This is a genomic window from Eggerthella lenta DSM 2243 (assembly GCF_000024265.1).
In the GTDB taxonomy this organism is placed as follows: Bacteria; Actinomycetota; Coriobacteriia; order Coriobacteriales; family Eggerthellaceae; genus Eggerthella; species Eggerthella lenta.
This window is the reverse complement of sequence record NC_013204.1, coordinates 2323458-2339393: the sequence shown is the minus strand read 5'-3', so window position 1 is coordinate 2339393 and position 15936 is coordinate 2323458. Positions and strand designations below refer to the sequence as shown.

The 15936-nt window shown below is 67.5% G+C and carries 12 protein-coding genes; 11 read left to right on the top strand and 1 reads right to left on the bottom strand.

Features of this window, described 5'->3' with window-relative positions; translation table 11 throughout:
- Positions 1-11: 11 nt before the first annotated feature.
- From ELEN_RS09990 to ELEN_RS09940, 11 genes are all read left to right on the top strand, one after another.
- Positions 12-1289, top strand: a complete 1278-nt coding sequence (locus ELEN_RS09990; protein WP_009304141.1) for a S41 family peptidase — start codon at positions 12-14, stop codon at positions 1287-1289.
- A 2-nt stretch (positions 1290-1291) separates the two neighbouring features.
- A complete protein-coding gene (locus ELEN_RS09985; RefSeq protein WP_009304142.1) occupies positions 1292-3397 on the top strand; it encodes a ribonuclease R family protein in 2106 nt (701 codons plus the stop codon).
- A 9-nt stretch (positions 3398-3406) separates the two neighbouring features.
- The gene (locus tag ELEN_RS09980) at positions 3407-4222 is read left to right on the top strand and encodes a DUF2238 domain-containing protein (protein ID WP_015760881.1); all 816 of its coding nucleotides are present in this window, start codon (positions 3407-3409) and stop codon (positions 4220-4222) included.
- A 54-nt stretch (positions 4223-4276) separates the two neighbouring features.
- On the top strand, positions 4277-4747 hold the full coding sequence (locus ELEN_RS09975) for a MarR family winged helix-turn-helix transcriptional regulator (RefSeq protein WP_009304144.1): 471 nt from the start codon (positions 4277-4279) through the stop codon (positions 4745-4747).
- 302 nt (positions 4748-5049) lie between these two features.
- Complete coding sequence (locus ELEN_RS09970; protein WP_009304145.1) at positions 5050-5268, top strand: acyl carrier protein; 219 nt, start codon at positions 5050-5052, stop codon at positions 5266-5268.
- An 80-nt stretch (positions 5269-5348) separates the two neighbouring features.
- On the top strand, positions 5349-6326 hold the full coding sequence (locus ELEN_RS09965) for a nitronate monooxygenase (RefSeq protein ID WP_009608782.1): 978 nt from the start codon (positions 5349-5351) through the stop codon (positions 6324-6326).
- Between the two features lie 10 nt (positions 6327-6336).
- Complete coding sequence (locus ELEN_RS09960) at positions 6337-7401, top strand: ACP S-malonyltransferase (RefSeq protein WP_009608784.1); 1065 nt, start codon at positions 6337-6339, stop codon at positions 7399-7401.
- 14 nt (positions 7402-7415) lie between these two features.
- Entirely contained in the window at positions 7416-8180 is a 765-nt protein-coding gene (fabG, locus tag ELEN_RS09955) for a 3-oxoacyl-[acyl-carrier-protein] reductase (RefSeq protein ID WP_009304148.1), read from the top strand.
- Positions 8177-9466, top strand: coding sequence for a beta-ketoacyl-ACP synthase II (gene fabF / locus ELEN_RS09950; RefSeq protein ID WP_009304149.1), 1290 nt, complete (start codon positions 8177-8179; stop codon positions 9464-9466). Before fabG ends, fabF begins: the two co-directional genes overlap by 4 nt.
- A gap of 18 nt (positions 9467-9484) precedes the next feature.
- Positions 9485-9934, top strand: coding sequence for a 3-hydroxyacyl-ACP dehydratase FabZ (gene fabZ, locus ELEN_RS09945; protein ID WP_009304150.1), 450 nt, complete (start codon positions 9485-9487; stop codon positions 9932-9934).
- 19 nt (positions 9935-9953) lie between these two features.
- A complete protein-coding gene (locus tag ELEN_RS09940) occupies positions 9954-12506 on the top strand; it encodes an acetyl-CoA carboxylase carboxyl transferase subunit (protein ID WP_009304151.1) in 2553 nt (850 codons plus the stop codon).
- A gap of 8 nt (positions 12507-12514) precedes the next feature.
- On the opposite strand, the gene ELEN_RS09935 is transcribed toward ELEN_RS09940, so the two are convergent.
- Positions 12515-15784 carry a DEAD/DEAH box helicase gene (locus ELEN_RS09935; RefSeq protein ID WP_009304152.1) on the bottom strand — a complete coding sequence of 1090 codons (3270 nt, stop codon included), beginning with the start codon at positions 15782-15784 and terminating at the stop codon, positions 12515-12517.
- Positions 15785-15936 lie beyond the last annotated feature (152 nt).

The window sequence follows — 15936 nt, the reverse complement described above, 5'->3', positions numbered from 1 at the left end:
GTTGAACGGCCATGGCCAAGCATACTGACACTTCGCATGTTGCGGCGTCCGCCCGTCGAGCGCGGGCGCGCAACATGCGCCTTATCAAGGCCTGCATCGTCGTCATCGTCGTGAGCGTCGCTTTCGTCGCGGGCTTTACTGCGCGAGGCGACGCTTCTCTTCTCGAGTCGCTCGGCTTCACGTCGCTTGTGGTGGACGTCGACCGCAATCCGGGATCCACCACGTCGGGCGACACCTACGACTCCCTCGGGGCGCGCGTGGAGGAGGTCGAGGGCATCATCGACAACGACAGCTTGGACTCCTACGATTTGAACATGGCCACGACCAACGTGCTGAACGCGCTTTCGGACACGACGGAAGACGCGTATCTGCGCTATTACGATCCTGCGCGCTACGCCGCGCTCATGCAGGACAGCGCCGAGCAGTCGGCGGGCATCGGCGTGCTGTTCTCCGAATACAAAGGGCGCGCTTACGCGGCCGACGTGTTCGAGGGTTCGGCCGCCCAGATGGCCGACGTGCGCAGCGGCGATTTCGTGGTGGCCATCGACGGCGACCGCGGACACGAGTGGACCACGAACGAGGTGACCTCCGCGCTCAAGCGCGAGGAGGGCGAGAACGTCGTCATCACGTGGCGGCGCGCCAGCTCGCTCGACGACGAGGGCGGCGAGGAGTTCACTACGACGCTCGTGTGCTCGAACTACGCGGTGAAGAACGTGGAGACCGAGCTTTCCGACACGGTGGGCTACATCAAGCTCAAGCAGATCACGCAGAACGCGGCAGACCTCGTGAAGAACGCGGTCGCCGACCTCGAGTCGCAAGGCGCCACATCGTTCGTGCTCGATATCCGCGACAACCCCGGCGGTTTCCTCACGCAGTCGGTGGATATCGCCAGCCTGTTCGTGAAGAGCGGCACCATTGTGAAGATCCAGACGAAGGCCGAGGAGACGTCCAAGACCACCTCGCGCCCCTACGTGACGGAGAAGCCGCTGGTCTTGCTCGTGAACGGCAAGACCTCCGCTTCCGCCGAGGTGCTGGCCGCGTCGCTCAAGGACAACCAGCGCGCCACGCTCGTGGGATCCACGACGTTGGGCAAGGGCTCGGTGCAGGTGACGCGCGATTTGAGTTTCGGCGGAGCGCTGCGCTACACCGCCGCGTTCTACAAGAGCCCGCTCGGACACGACATCGAAGGCGTGGGCGTCACCCCCGACGTGATGGTGGGTTTGGCGGAGGGCGAGGATAACCAGAAGGCTCTCGCGCTCGAAACCGCCCAGTCCCTCGTGAAGGGCTAGCCGTGGGGCGGACGCGTTCCCATACGCGCCGGCATCCCCGTAGCAACCCGCGGGGCGTGCTGAGCGTGCGCGGAGGCGGCTTCGGCTTCGTGCAGACGGCGGAGGGCGAGTTCTTCGTTCCGGAATCCAAGATGGCGGGTGCGTTCGACGGCGATCTCGTGGAAGTGGCGCCGCTGCCCGTGCAGAGCGGCCGCAAGAAGCAGCCACATGAACGCAAAGCAGATCTTCGCGCAGGAGAGAAGCCGGCGGCGCGCGTGCTGCGGGTCGTCGACCGTGCGCACGACACGCTCGTGGGGCGCTACGAGGTGGCCGAACCTTTCGGCGTGGTCGTGCCCGAAGATGCGAACATCCCCTATGACATATTCACCATGCGTGCCGACCGGCCCGACATCGAAGACGGATCGCTCGTGCGCGTGCGCATCACGACGTTTCCTTCGCGCAACACGGCGGCCACCGGCGTTATCGAGGAGGTGCTCGGGCTCGCCGACGACGAGCACGCGGCCGTAGACGTGGTGATCGCCCGTCACAAGCTGGAGACGGTGTTCTCCGAAGGGGCGCTTTCGGAGGCGCGAAGCGCGGTGCTCGACGAGGACGGCGCGTTGGCGTCGGGGTACCGCGACTTGAGGGAGCGTTTCACGTTCACCATCGATCCGGCCGATGCGAGGGACTTCGACGATGCGGTCAGCCTGGAGCCCGTTTCGACCTGCGGGGTTGGAACCGGCATCCGCGTGGTGGACGAGCGCGGGCTCGGGGTGGCGCGTTGGCGGTTGGGCGTGCATATCGCCGACGTGGCGCACTACGTGCCGTGGAATTCCTCGCTCGACCTCGATGCGCGCAGGCGGGCGACCAGCGTGTACCTCGTCGACCGTGTGATTCCCATGCTGCCCGACGAGTTGTCGGGCGATCTGTGCTCGCTCAAGCCCGACGAAGTGCGTCGTACGATGACGGCCGACCTCTACCTCGACGATCGGGCGCGGCTCGTGGCCTACGATCTGTATCCGGCGCTCATCCGCTCGCATGCGCGCCTGTCGTACGAGGAAGCGCAGGCGCTGCTGGACCGTTGTCATCCTGAGCGGAGCGCCGAAGGCGCGGAGTCGAAGGATCTCGTGCGGCGCGACGGCGCTTGCGCGCCGGGCGACGGGCTTTCCGACCGCCTCGCCGCGCTGTCGCGCCTGGCGAAGCAGCGGTTCGCCTCCCGCGAGAGGGCGGGCGGCCTCGACTTCGACTCGGTCGAGGCGCGCGTGGTTCTCGATGAGGAGGGGAGTCCGACGGGTATCGACTTGCGCGTCAAGACCGACGCGACCTCGCTCATCGAAGAGGCCATGATCCTTGCGAACGAGACCGTCGCCAAGCACCTGCGCGATGCGAAGTTCCCCAGCCTGTACCGCGTCCACGAGCAGCCTTCGGCCGACAGCTTGGCGGCGCTCGTGCCCGTGTTCCAGGACTTCGCGTGGTTCCGCGACATCGATCAAGCCGACTTCATCGCGGGCGATGCGCACGTCGTCCAGCGCGTGCTGGAGGCGAGCGCGGAGCGTCCCGAGGGCGAGCTCGTGTCGACGCTCCTGCTGCGGTCGATGAAGCGGGCGGTGTACCGTCCCGACTGCGCTGCGCACTACGGCCTGGCCAGCGGGGCCTACACGCATTTCACGTCTCCCATCAGGCGCTATCCCGACCTTGTGGTGCATCGTATGCTCAAGGCCCTCATCGGCGGACGCCCGGAGAAGTTCGACCAGGAAAAATCGGCGCTGCCATGGATCGCCGAGCACTCCTCCGACATGGAGCGCATAGCCGAGAAGGCTGCGCGCGAGTCGCAGGAGGTCAAGCTCATCGAGTATCTCGAGCGGTTCGTGGGGCAGACGTTCTCGGCGACGGTGTCGGGGGTGGCGACGTACGGCGCGTACGTGCGCCTCGACAACACGGCCGAAGGTTTGATCCCGTGCAAGAACCTTGGTTCGGAGTACTTCGCGCTCGATCCTGTGCAGCATCGTCTGACCGGGCAGGACACGGGCGCGTCGTATCGCCTGGCGCAGCGGCTCGCCGTCGTGCTCGTCTCTGCCGATCCGCGTGCTCGGCGCTTGGACTTTCGTCCTGCCCGCGACGAGCGATAGGGCGCCGGCATGGGACGGGTGCGCGAGGTCTTCGCGGCCATGGGTCGCGAGATGCGCAAGAACAAAGGGTCGTTTGCGGTATACGTGGTGCTGCGCCTTATCGTGTTGGCATGCGCGGTCGGCTCGCTCGCCTTCGACAACTACGAGGCGTTCTTCCTGTGCCTGCTCACGCTCGTGCTGTTTCTCGTCCCCACGTTCATAGAGGTGAACTTCAGCATCTCCATCCCCGAGACGCTCGAGGTGGTCATCGCGCTGTTCATCTTCGCGGCCGAGATACTGGGGGAGCTGCTCCACTTCTACACCATCTTCCCGTTCTGGGATGCGCTGCTGCATACGTTCAACGGGTTTCTGGCTGCCGCTATAGGCCTTGCCCTCGTGTCCATCCTTAACCGCTCGGATCGCATCGCGTTCTCTCTGTCGCCGTTCTTCTGCGTGGTGGTGGCGTTCTGCTTTTCCATGACCATCGGCGTGCTGTGGGAGTTCTTCGAGTTCGGCATGGACGAGATGTTCGGACTCGACATGCAGAAGGACACGGTGATGACCGGCATCTCCAGCACGCTGCTCGATCCGTCGGGCTCGCAGCATCCGCAACGTATAGACCGTATCGAATCCGTCGAGGTCAACGGGCAGGAGCTAGGTGTCGGCGGATATCTGGACATCGGGCTGCGCGATACCATGGGAGACCTGTTCGTGAACTTCGTCGGAGCGCTTGTGTTCTCGGTCATCGGGTACCGCTACCTCAAAAGCAAGGGCGAGGGCCGGTTCGTGCGACGTTTCGTGCCCACCCCCGCACCGCCCGACGATGTCGAAACTTTGACTATCTAACTACATACGGTATGATGCGGCCGATGTGAAACGACGGACGAGGAGGCGGGGATCGTGGACGGTTCGAACGAGACGGCGAGCGCTTCTCAAAGACGGCGCGAGGAAATCGACGACCTGCTGTCCGGCACGTTCAACTCCATCCTGCGCATCGAGGAGCAGTCGCTGGACAACCGCCTGACGCACGGGCTCACCATAACCGAGGTCCACACCATCGTGGCTATCGGCCTGCACGAGCGCAATCCGATGAACGTGATAGCCGCGCGCCTGAACGTGACCTTGGCTACGCTGACCACGGCGGTGAACAAACTGGCGAACAAGGGCTTCGTGGAACGTACGCGCGCCGAGGACGATCGTCGCAAGGTGCTGGTCTCGCTCACCAAGAAAGGCAGGCAGGTGCTGCGCGCGCACAACCTGTTCCACCATCAGATGATCGACGAGGCGTTGGCCGATCTTACCGAGGAGGAGGAGCGCGTGTTCGCCGGGGCGCTCAAGAAGGTGAAGGGCTTCTTCGACGCGCAGGCGTGAGGAGTTTGCGACCTGCGGGGCAGGCGTGAGCGGTCACGCAGCTCTCCTCGCACACGCAGCGATTGCTCGTCGCACTGCATGACCGCTCACGCCCTGTTCGCGGTTGGGCTATTCGGCTGGATGCGTCGAGGGGGCCTGTCTTGGGTGCGCCTGGAACGGGGCGGTGGGAATAAGAGGAAGGGCGCAGAAATCGTGGAGGGCGCATGGCGGCTCTTGCAATCGGAGTCCCGTCACCATACCATTACTTCCGGAGAAATACTTTGACTATCAAACTAAATTGCATGAAGCGAAAGGAACGCACCATGGCTACCATCGACACCGTGAAGGAAGTCCTCGTCGAGAACCTCGATCTCGAGGCCGAGAAGATCACCGAGGAGGCCACGCTGGAGTCGCTCGGCATCGACTCGCTGGACATGGTCGAGCTCATCTGCGACCTCGAGGAGAAGTGCGACGTCGAGTTCGGCGAGCCCGAGGGAATCGAGACGGTGGGTCAGCTGGTCGCGCACATCGATTCGCTGTAACGCGCGTTGATCGGGCCCCGTACGGGGCCCGCTTGTATGACGGGGCCCGAACGGGGCCGTGGGTTCGAGGAAGAGAGAGCATGAGCATGAAGACGCGGGTAACGGAACTGCTGGGCATCGAGGTGCCCGTCGTGCAGGGCGCGATGGCGCGCATCGCGGATGCGAGCCTGGCCGGCGCGGTGAGCGAGGCCGGCGGCCTCGGCATCATCGCATGCGGCGGCGCGCCGCTCGACTGGGTCGAGGAGCAGGTGCGCATCGCCCGCTCGATTACCGACAAGCCCATCGGCGCGAACGTCATGCTCATGGATCCGAACGCGGGCGAGACGGCCGAGCTTCTGGCGAAGCTGCGTGTTGACGTCATCACGACGGGCGCGGGTTCTCCCGCGAACTACATGCAGCTGTGGAAGGACGCCGGCATCAAGGTGGTGCCCGTGGTGGCCTCCAGCGCGCTGGCCGCGCGCATGGAGCGCCTCGGAGCCGACGCCGTGGTGGCCGAGGGCACCGAGGCCGGCGGCCATATCGGCGAGCTGACCACGATGGCGCTCATCCCCGCAGTATGCGACGCCGTGTCCATCCCCGTGATCGCCGCAGGCGGCATCGCCGACGGGCGCGGCATGGCCGCCGCCTTCGCGCTGGGCGCCGAGGGCGTGCAGGCGGGCACCCGCTTCCTCACGGTGGACGAGTGCACCATCGCCGACGCGTACAAAGAGCGCGTGATCGCCGCCAAGGACGCCGACACCATCGTCACAGGCCGCGGCAGCGGGCATCCCGTGCGCTGCCTCAAGAACAAGTTCGCCCGTACCGTGCGCAAGCTCGAAGGCGACGTCGCCGCCAACGGCGACGAGCTGGAGGCTATGTACGTGGGTTCCCTGCGCCGCGCCGTGGAGGGCGACGTGGACAACGGCACCATGATGGCGGGCCAGTCGGCCGCGCTCGTGCACGAGCGCGCCACGGCGGCCGAGGCTATCGCTCGGATGATCGAAGAAGCCGAGGCTCTGGGCGGTCTCGACTTGGAAGCACTGGCTGCGCTGAGCGCCCGGCGCGGGCGTGCGATCTAGGGGGCTCTTGATGGATGAGGAAAAAGGGCTTCGGAAGCCTGTGGGTGTGGAGCGAGGAGGGGCGGCGGCGTCCACCAAGCGAGTTCCGCAGCGAAGCGAGGACTGTTTGAGCGACTGGACGTTGCCGCCCCTCCTCGCGCGCGCGCCCGTCTTCATGTTCTCGGGGCAAGGGGCGCAGAAGCCCGGCATGGGCGCGGACCTGCTCGATATTCCCGAGGTGAAGGGAACGTTTTCCTGCGCGTCCGACGTGCTGGGGTACGACGTGGCCGATCTCGTGCTCAATGCCGATCCCGACGAGCTCAACGACACGCGCAACGCCCAGCCGGCGCTGTGCGTGCTGTCGGTGGGCATCGCCCGCGCGCTCATGGCGCGCGGCGTGCAGCCTGCGGCGGTGCTGGGCTTCTCGCTGGGGCAGGTGAGCGCGCTGGCCGTGTCGGGCATGCTGAGCGACGAGGCGACGTTCGCGCTGGTGAAAGCGCGCTCCGAGCTTATGGCCGAGGCCGCTGCGGCGCACCCCGGCGTCATGAGCGCGCTGCTGAAGGCCGACGAGGACGGCGTGGCTGCGCTCTGCGAGCAGTGCGCCGAGGGCGAGGTGCTGGTGCCCGCGAACTTCAACTGCCCGGGGCAGATCGTCATCGCCGGTGCGCCCGCGGCCGTCGAGCGCGCCGAGGCGGCATGGGCCGAGGCGGGGAAGCGCTCGTCGCGTTTGGCCACCTCGGGCGCGTTCCATAGCCCGCTCATGGCCGATGCGGCGGCGGGGCTCGCAGCTTACTTGGATAACGTCGAGTTCTCGGAGGCGCGCATCCCGCTCGTCTGCAACGTCACTGCCGCGCCGCTGTCCGCCGCCGACGCGCGCGAGAACCTCGTGCGCCACCTCACGAGCCCCGTGCGCTTCGATGCGAGCGTGGCTGCGTTGACCGCCGCAGGGGCGGACATGTTCGTCGAAGTCGGCTTCGGCGGCGTTCTGGCGAACCTCGTGAAACGCATCGACAAGACCGCGACGCGCGCCTGCGTGCAGGACCGCGCGAGCTTCGACGGCTGTCTGGCCGTCGCTTCCGCAACCGATTCCGAATAGGAGCTTCTACTCCCATGACCAACGAAACCGAAACTCCGCGTCGAAGCGCGGTCGTCACCGGCTCGAACCGCGGCATCGGCCGCGCGGTGGCCGAGGAGCTGGCGCGCGCGGGCTTCGACGTGTGCGTGAACTGCTCGAGCGAGCGCGGGCTGGACGAGGCGCGGGCGTTCGCCGCAGCCCTGGAGGCCGACTGCGGCGTGCGCGCCATCGCGGTGGCCGCCAACGTGGCGGACGCCGCCGAGGCCGCTGCGCTCGTCGACGCCGCCCAGGAAGCGTTCGGCCGCGTGGACGTGCTGGTGAACAACGCCGGCATCACGCGCGACGGGCTGCTGGCGCGCATGAAGGACGAGGACTTCGACGCGGTGATCGACGTGAACCTCAAGGGCACGTTCAACTGCTGCAAGGCCGCGGCGCAGCGCATGATGAAGCAGCGCTACGGACGCATCGTCAACATGTCGAGCGTCGTGGGCGTGGCGGGCAACGCGGGCCAGGCGAACTATGCGGCCTCGAAGGCCGGCGTCATCGGGCTCACGAAGTCCATCGCCCGCGAGCTGGCGGCCCGCAACGTCACGGCCAACGCCGTGGCCCCGGGCTTCATCGCCACCGACATGACTGACGCGCTGTCCGAGAAGCAGCGCGAGGCCATCGTGGGGCGCATCGCGTCCAAGCGCCTCGGGGAGCCCGAGGACGTGGCGAAGCTCGTGCGCTTCTTGGCCAGCGAGGACGCGGGCTACATCACCGGACAGGTTGTCTGCATCGACGGAGGTATGTCGCTATGAGCGAGAACATTGCGAACGCGGCGAGCACGCGCCGCCCCGACGGCACGCACCGCGTGGTCATCACCGGCATGGGCGCGGTGTCGCCGGCCGGCGTGGGCGTGCAGGCGCTGTGGGACGCGGTCATGGGCCGCGCCTGCTGCATCGGCCCGGTCACGCGCTTCGACACGGCCGACTACGACGTGCACATCGCCGCCGAGGTGCGCGATTTCGACGCTGCCGAGCACGGCATCACGAAGAAGGAGGCGCGCCGGTTCGAGCGCTTCGTGCAGTACGCCATCGTCGCTTCCGACGAGGCGCTGGCGCAGTCGGGCCTGAACCTCGAGGCCGAGGACACCGCGCGCATCGCGTGCGTGTTCGGCACCGGCATCGGCGGCATCGACGAGCTGCAAAGCGGCTTCTTCACCTTGGCCGAGAAGGGTCCGAAGCGCGTGAGCCCGCTGTTCATCCCCACGATGATCGGCAACATCGCGGCGGGCAACCTCTCCATCCGCTACGGGCTGCGCGGCGAATGCCTGAACGTGGTCACCGCCTGCGCCACCGGCGCGCACTCCATCGGCGCGGCCGTGCGCGACATCCGCCACGGCTACATCGACGCGGCGCTGGCCGGCGGCTCGGAAGAGTCCGTGTCGCCCATCTGCCTGGCCGGGTTCTCGAACCTCGGCGCGCTGTCGAAGGCCGAGGATCCGACGCAGGCCTCCCTGCCGTTCGACGTGCGCCGCGCGGGATTCGTGGCGGGCGAGGGCGCGGGCGCGGTGGTGTTGGAGTCGCTGGAGCATGCGCTCGAGCGCGGCGCCACGGTGCTGGCCGAGATCACGGGCTTCGGCTCCACGGGCGACGCCTACCATATGACGGCTCCCGAGCCCAGCGGCGAGGGCGTGGCGCGCGCGATGCGCCAGGCGCTGGAGGAGGGCGGCTTCACGCCGGACGACCTGGGGCATCTGAACGCCCACGGCACCGGCACGCCGGCGAACGACGCCACCGAGTCCAAGGCGCTGCTGGCGCTGTGCGGCGAAGAGGCGGGAAGCCGGATCCCGGTGACGTCGGTGAAGGGCACGACGGGCCACACGCTGGGCGCCGCGGGCGCTATCGAGGCCATCGTCACGGCTTTGTCCGTGATGAACGACTGCGTGCCGCCCACGGCCGGCTTCGCCGAGGCCGATCCGGAATGCCCGGTCAGCGTCGTCATCGAGGCGAAGACGGGCTATCCTCAGAAGGTGGCGCTGTCGAACTCGCTCGGATTCGGCGGCCATAACGCGAGCTTGGCCGTTTCGCCGTATCGCGCATAGGTTGGGAGGAGCCGAACCATGGACATCGAATACCCTTGCGGCAAGGACGTCGTCGAGGCGGTGCTGCCGCATCGCGACCCGTTCTGCTGGGTGAGCCGCATCGTCGCGTGTGAGCCGGGCGTGGAGGTGACGGCCGAGCTCGACGTCGACCCGGAGCTGGCGCTGTTCGCGGGGCATTTCCCGGGGCATCCCGTTTTGCCGGGCGTCATCATCATGGAGGCGCTCGCGCAGGCGGCATCGTTCTGCATCCTCGTCGAGCGCGGAGCCGAGGGCTCCATCGGGTTCCTCACCGGCATCGACGGCGCGAAGTTCCGCCGCCAGGTGGAGCCGGGCGAGACGCTCACGCTGAAAGGGCGCATCGTGAAGTCCTCGTCGCGTCTGTGCGTCGCAGAGGTGGAGGCGAGCGTCGACGGCGCGGTGTGCGCGTCGGCGACGCAGAAGTACGTGCTGGCGAAAGCGGAAGCTTAAAAGAGCGAGAGGCCGTTCGATGAAGAGTGCCAAGCAGAACTACATCACCATCGGATCCGACGGAACGGTGCTGCCCCAGGGCAAGCCGCGCAAGGCGGCCGAGCCTATCGGCGAATCGGCCGACGTGGCCTACCGCCTTGCGCGCATGGCCGAGGAGGCCGCCGCTTCGCTTCCCATAGCGCCGAACGCGCACGATGCTGCCGACGCGGCCGACTACACCGCCGTGCCGCGGGCGTTGGCCACCGCCGCCCCGCGCACGCCGAAAGGCGCCGGGGGGATCGATGCGGGCTCCAAGCCCGTCGCGCTCGTCATGGCGCGCCCGAAAACCGCGAAGCGCCTGATGCAGGCCGTGGGCGATGCGGGTTTCGCCGCCTGCGCAGTGTACACGCAGGATCATCGGGGCGATAGCCACATCAAGCTCGCCCAAAGCGCGGTGAGCCTGGGCGAGAAGTACTCCGACGCGCTGTTCTGCAACGGCCATGCCGTGCTGACGGCCATCGACTCCTGCGGGGCTTCGGTGGTTCTGCTGTGCGACGAGGCGCTGCCGCTGGCCGAGGTGGACAGCTTTCTCGCTCGCACGGCGGCTCGCGGCGTGCGGGTGTTCCGCCCGCTCAGCAATGACGCGCCGCTTCTGGGCTGGGTGCTGTGCACTACCGACAAACCCGCTATCGACGGCGATTCGTGGCGCGCGTGCCCGCACTGCGGCCTCAAGTTCGACGGCCCCAGCCTGGCCGCCGGCCATTACGTGTGCCCCGCTTGCGGCGGTTACCTGCGCATGTCGTCGAGCGAGCGCATCGACGACTTGCTGGATGCGGACAGCTTCGTGGAATGGAACCGCACGGTTCCCGAAACCGACCCGCTCGAGTTCCCCGGCTACCTGGGCAAGCTCGAGGCTCAGCGCGAGAAGACGGGTCTGGAGGAGGGCGTGCGCACCGGCGTCGGACGTATCGCGGGCTTGCGCGTGGCCATCGGCATCATGGAGTCGCAGTTCTTCATGGGCTCGATGGGCTCGGTCGTGGGCGAGAAGGTGGCGCGGCTCGTGGAGCGCGCGACCGACGAGCGTCTGCCCGTGGTGGTGTTCACCGCGTCGGGCGGCGCGCGCATGCAGGAGGGTCTCGTGTCACTCATGCAGATGGCGAAGGTGTCGTGCGCGCTGGAGCGCCATGCTGCGGCGAAGCTCCCCTACATCTCGGTGCTCACCGATCCCACGACGGGCGGCGTGACCGCGTCGTTCGCCATGCAGGGCGACGTGATCCTGGCCGAGCCGCGCGCGCTGATCGGCTTCGCGGGCCAGCGCGTCATCAAGGACACCATCAAGCAGGAGCTGCCCGAAGGCTTCCAGACGGCCGAGTTCGCGCTGGATCACGGGCTGATCGACGCCATCGTGGAGCGCGGCGAGCTGCGCAGCGTGCTGGCTCACTTGCTGGCGTTGCACCTTGCCACGGCATCGGCTGTGCGCGGCGAGCAGGAGCACGAGCCGGGCGATCGCGATATCCTCGTCAGCTACGAGGCGGTGCGCGAGAACCTGGCCAGCGGCACCGATACGTACAACACGGTGACGTACGGCGATTTGACCGTGGGCGGCGGCTTGCCTTTCGCCGGAGGGGTGGACTCGGCGCGCGCCAAGCTGCGCGGGCGCATGGCGGCCGTCACCGAGCGCTTCGACCGCCGCGGCTCCTCCATGCGCAAGCGTTTGGAGAAGGCGCTCAGCACGGGCGGTTTCGATGCGGAGGCCGGCGTGTCTTTGGAGGACGCGTCCGCTGCGGCGCGCGAGGCCACTGCGCCCACGTCGAACCGCGCATGGGAGAGCGTTCAGTTGGCGCGCAACGTGCATCGTCCCACGGCGCTCGCCTACATCGACTCGTTCGTGGACGGGTTCATCGAGCTGCACGGCGATCGCATGTTCGGCGACGACGGCGCCGTGGTGTGCGGCCTCGGCTGGATCGGGGGTCGCGCGGTGACGGTGATCGCGCAAGAGAAAGGACGCGACCTCAAAGAGCGCATCGCGCGCAACTTCGGCTGCCCGCAGCCGGAGGGCTACCGCAAATCTTTGCGCCTCATGCGTCAGGCCGAGAAGTTCGGCCGCCCCGTGGTGTGCCTCGTGGACACGCAAGGCGCGTTCTGCGGCATGGAGGCCGAGGAGCGCGGGCAGGGCAACGCCATCGCCGACAACCTGCTGGCGCTCGCGGGCCTGCGCGTGCCCGTGGTGAGCGTGCTGTTGGGCGAGGGCGGCTCGGGCGGCGCGCTGGCGCTGGCGCTGGCCGATCGCGTGGCCATGCAGGAGCACGCGGTGTACTCGGTGCTGTCGCCGGAGGGCTTCGCGTCCATCCTGTGGAAGGATCGCACGCGCGCCGCCGAGGCGGCCGCCGTCATGAAGATGAGCGCGGCCGAAGCCTGCGAGATGGGTATCGTGGACGCCGTGCTGTCCGAAGGAGCGGGCCCTGCGCATGAGAACCCCGAGCAGGCGGCCGAGGGCGTGCGCTCCTACGTGTGCGCCACGCTTGACGAGCTATGCGCAACGCCGACCGACGAGCTGCTGCGAGCCCGCTACGAACGCTTCGGCAAGTTCTAAGCCGCGCCTCATCCGTCCAGCAAATCGAGCAGCTCCTCCTGGCTCAGGCTCGCCAGCGACACGCCGCCGGCGCCGATCACCTGGTCGGCGAGGTCGGTCTTCGCATCCTGCAAATGCAGGATGCGCTCTTCGACGGTGTCCTTCGCGATGACCTTGTGGACGCTCACCACCTGCGTCTGGCCGATGCGGTGCGCGCGGTCGGTGGCCTGGTTCTGCGCAGCGGCGTTCCACCAGGGGTCGGCGTGCACCACCACCGACGCGCCGGTGAGGTTGAGCCCGGTGCCACCCGCTTTGAGCGACACGAGGAACACGGGCGTGTCGTCGTCGTTGAACGCGTTCACCAGATCGAGCCGGCGCTTCTTCGGCGTGGTTCCCGTGATGGTGAAGTAGGGCACGCCGTGCGCGTCCAGCACTTCGGCGATCAGCGAAAGGAAGCTTGTGAACTGGGAGAACACAAGCGTCTTCTCGCCGGCGTCCATGGCCGATTCCACGATCTCTGCGATGGCGTCCAGCTTTGCCGCGTGCCCGGCGTAGTTCTCGTACAGAAGGCGCGGGTCGCAGCACAGCTGGCGCAGCTTCGTCAGCTCGGCGAGCACCTCCACTTTGCGCTCGTGGAACTGCTTGTTGTTGCGGTTGTTCTTCTGCAGGGTCAGCGCGTCGCGCAGCTGCTGCTCGTGGGCGGCGTACAGGCGCTGCTGCTCGGCCTCCATGGGGACGTACACCACCGATTCCAGCTTGTCGGGCAAGTCTTGCAGCACGTCGGCCTTCAAGCGGCGCAGCATGAACGGTGCCACGAGGGAGCGCAGACGGCGGGCGGCGTCCTCGTCGCCTCCGGTGATGTCCAGCTCGAAGTGCTCGCGGAAGCGCATGTAGGATCCCAGAAGCCCGGGCATGAGGAAGTCGAAGATGCTCCACAGCTCGCTCAGACGGTTCTCCATCGGCGTTCCGGTCAGCGCGAAGCGGTGGCGCGCCCGCACGCGCTTCGCGGCGCGCGCCGTCTTGGTGGCGTGGTTCTTCACGTACTGCGCCTCGTCGAGCGCGCAGCAGTAGAATTCGCGCCGGGCGAAGTCCTCCGCGTCGATGCGCAGCAGGTCGTAGGAGGTGATCAGCACGTCGCAGCAGCGCCCGTCGCGGGCAAGCTCGCTTTCGCGTGCGTCTCTCTCGCACGCCTCGGCGCGGATGCGCATGCGCTCGCGCTTGGCGCCCACCGCGGCGCGCACGTCTAGGGTCGGGGCGAAGCGCTCGAACTCGGCCATCCAGTTGTACACGAGGGAGGCGGGGCACACGATGAGGCTGGGCCCAACGGCGCGCGCCTCGCTCTGGCGTGCCAGCAGAAACGCGATGAGCTGCACCGACTTGCCCAGGCCCATCTCGTCGGCCAGGATGCCGCCGAGATCGCGGTCGGCCAACGCGCTCATCCAGCGCAGCCCTTCCGCCTGGTAGGGGCGCAGCGTGGCGGCCAGCTGGTCGGGCACCGGGCACGGCTCGCCGGCCGATGCCCGGAAGCTTTCCAGGTAGCGCATGAACGAGCGGTTGCGCTCTGCGCCCTTGAACTGCTCGTCGAGGTAGAACGCGTGGTAGGCGGGAAGCTCCACCGCGCCTGCGGCCAGCTGTTTGGGCGTGAAGCCGAAGTCCTCCGCAAGGTGGTCGAGCTGAGCGAGGTCGTACTCCGTCAGATCGAGGTACGCACCGCTCTTCAGACGGTGGAAGCGCTTGCGCCGCCGGTAGCTCGCCAGCAGCGCCGCCACCTCGGCCGGGGGCAGGTCGTCGGTGGACACGGCCAGGTTGATGAGGTTGCCCGCCAGCGAGATGCCCACCGAGATGCGTGGCTTCTTGTCTACGAGCAGCCGGTCGAACGCGGGCGTGGTGAACGCCTGGCCCAGCGCCTGGAACTGGACAAGGCCGCCGAACACGAGGTCGGCCACCGCCGTCTCGTCGCTCAGCATGATGGATGGGGGAGCTTCTAATGTGTCGAAATACTGCTTGACCAGCCGCCTCGCGCGACCCTCCAGCTTCTCGTCGCGCAGGGGGCCCGCCTCGTCGCGAGCGGGGGAGTCGAGCAGCGGATAGCGGCGTTCGCCGTACACGGCTTGCGCGTCGCAGGTGACGTCGCGGTCGGTCTTGTCGAAGTAGAACTCCAGCTTGCACGGCACGGGGCGGAACAGCCCGATCTCGGTCGGCGTTTCCACATGGAGGCGCTTCTCGATGGCGGGCAGCACGGTGGCGCAGAACAGGGGCATGTCGGCGAGGCTGACGAACAGGCGGGCATCGTCGTTCTCGTACACGGTGCGCAGGAAGCCCGCCGTGCGCGCGAAGTCGGCCGAGCAGCGGAAGAACGTCTCGCCCTGCCACAGGTACATGCGGTCGCCCTGCGCCACGAAAGGCAGCTCGTCGGCTTCGATGGCGTAGCCGCCGTCGTCGGTGCGCCGCACCGAGACCTCGACATCGGGGTCGGCGCTGACGACATGCGCGCGGGTGAGGGAGCGCGTTCCGTAGTCGGTGCCTTCGACGGTGAAGGGGCGGCCGTCCAGCAGATCCAACAGCTCGATGAGCTCGTAGTCCGACAGGTCGAGGTCGCGTCCGATCTCGTCGCGTCCGCGGTAGCGCCAAAACGCGCTGCCGGTGGCCTGCTCGCGCAGCGCCACGGCGCGGTCGAGGAACCGGGCGATGGGGCGCGCCGACTCGGCGAGCATCGCCGGGACGTGCGTGAACGCGAGCTTCTTGCCGTAGGAGAACCGCTCGCCGCGCCGCATGCGGCCGACGAAGTCCGAGATGCTCTTCATGACGTAGGAGCCCTGGGGGCCGACGACCTTGAAGTGCGCCGACCACGACCGATAGCCGTACACGACGGTTGCTTCCAGATCGATGCCGCCCTGTTCCTCAGCTTCTGCAGCGGCTTTGCTGCGCTCCATGAGCTCGAGCAGGCATGAAGACGTGGTCGGCGCGCGATGGGCTCGGTAGCCCATGAACTTCTCAGGCGCGTCCAGATACGTCAACGCCAGAGCCACGCAGTGCTTGCACATGCCGTCATACTCGCGGTAGGCGGGGCAGGTGCAGGCGTAGTCGACCAGGTCGCCTTCGTCCTCGTCGAAGGTGACGGAGGTGCGGTAACGGTCGTTCCAGCCGCTGCTGCTGGCAACGAACGCGGACAGCGTGGTCTCGGGAGGGTTGTAGCGGACCTGCTTTGTGAGGATGTTGCGGTCGGAGGCTGCGATGGACCGTGCCCGTTGCAACGTGCGCGCATGGCAGTGCCTGCTGATGTCGTCTTCGGATAGCATGCGGTGCGGCGGCCCTCCCTCGAAAGCATTGCAGAACATCCGTACAATGGTACCAGAAATCCAGAACCGTGCGCGCCGCGTTGGGCGAACGCGGGTGTTCCCTGCGTCCGTTCGGAATGCTATGCTGTCCGCAATCGCTCCTCGCAGGGAAG

Coding starts and splice junctions, on each gene's coding strand:
- ELEN_RS09990 (WP_009304141.1), top strand. CDS start 12: ATGGCCAAGCATACTGACACTTCGCATGTTGCGGCGTCCGCCCGTCGA.
- ELEN_RS09980 (WP_015760881.1), top strand. CDS start 3,407: ATGGGACGGGTGCGCGAGGTCTTCGCGGCCATGGGTCGCGAGATGCGC.
- ELEN_RS09970 (WP_009304145.1), top strand. CDS start 5,050: ATGGCTACCATCGACACCGTGAAGGAAGTCCTCGTCGAGAACCTCGAT.
- ELEN_RS09965 (WP_009608782.1), top strand. CDS start 5,349: ATGAGCATGAAGACGCGGGTAACGGAACTGCTGGGCATCGAGGTGCCC.
- ELEN_RS09960 (WP_009608784.1), top strand. CDS start 6,337: ATGGATGAGGAAAAAGGGCTTCGGAAGCCTGTGGGTGTGGAGCGAGGA.
- fabG (WP_009304148.1), top strand. CDS start 7,416: ATGACCAACGAAACCGAAACTCCGCGTCGAAGCGCGGTCGTCACCGGC.
- fabF (WP_009304149.1), top strand. CDS start 8,177: ATGAGCGAGAACATTGCGAACGCGGCGAGCACGCGCCGCCCCGACGGC.
- fabZ (WP_009304150.1), top strand. CDS start 9,485: ATGGACATCGAATACCCTTGCGGCAAGGACGTCGTCGAGGCGGTGCTG.
- ELEN_RS09940 (WP_009304151.1), top strand. CDS start 9,954: ATGAAGAGTGCCAAGCAGAACTACATCACCATCGGATCCGACGGAACG.
- ELEN_RS09935 (WP_009304152.1), bottom strand. CDS start 15,784: ATGCTATCCGAAGACGACATCAGCAGGCACTGCCATGCGCGCACGTTG.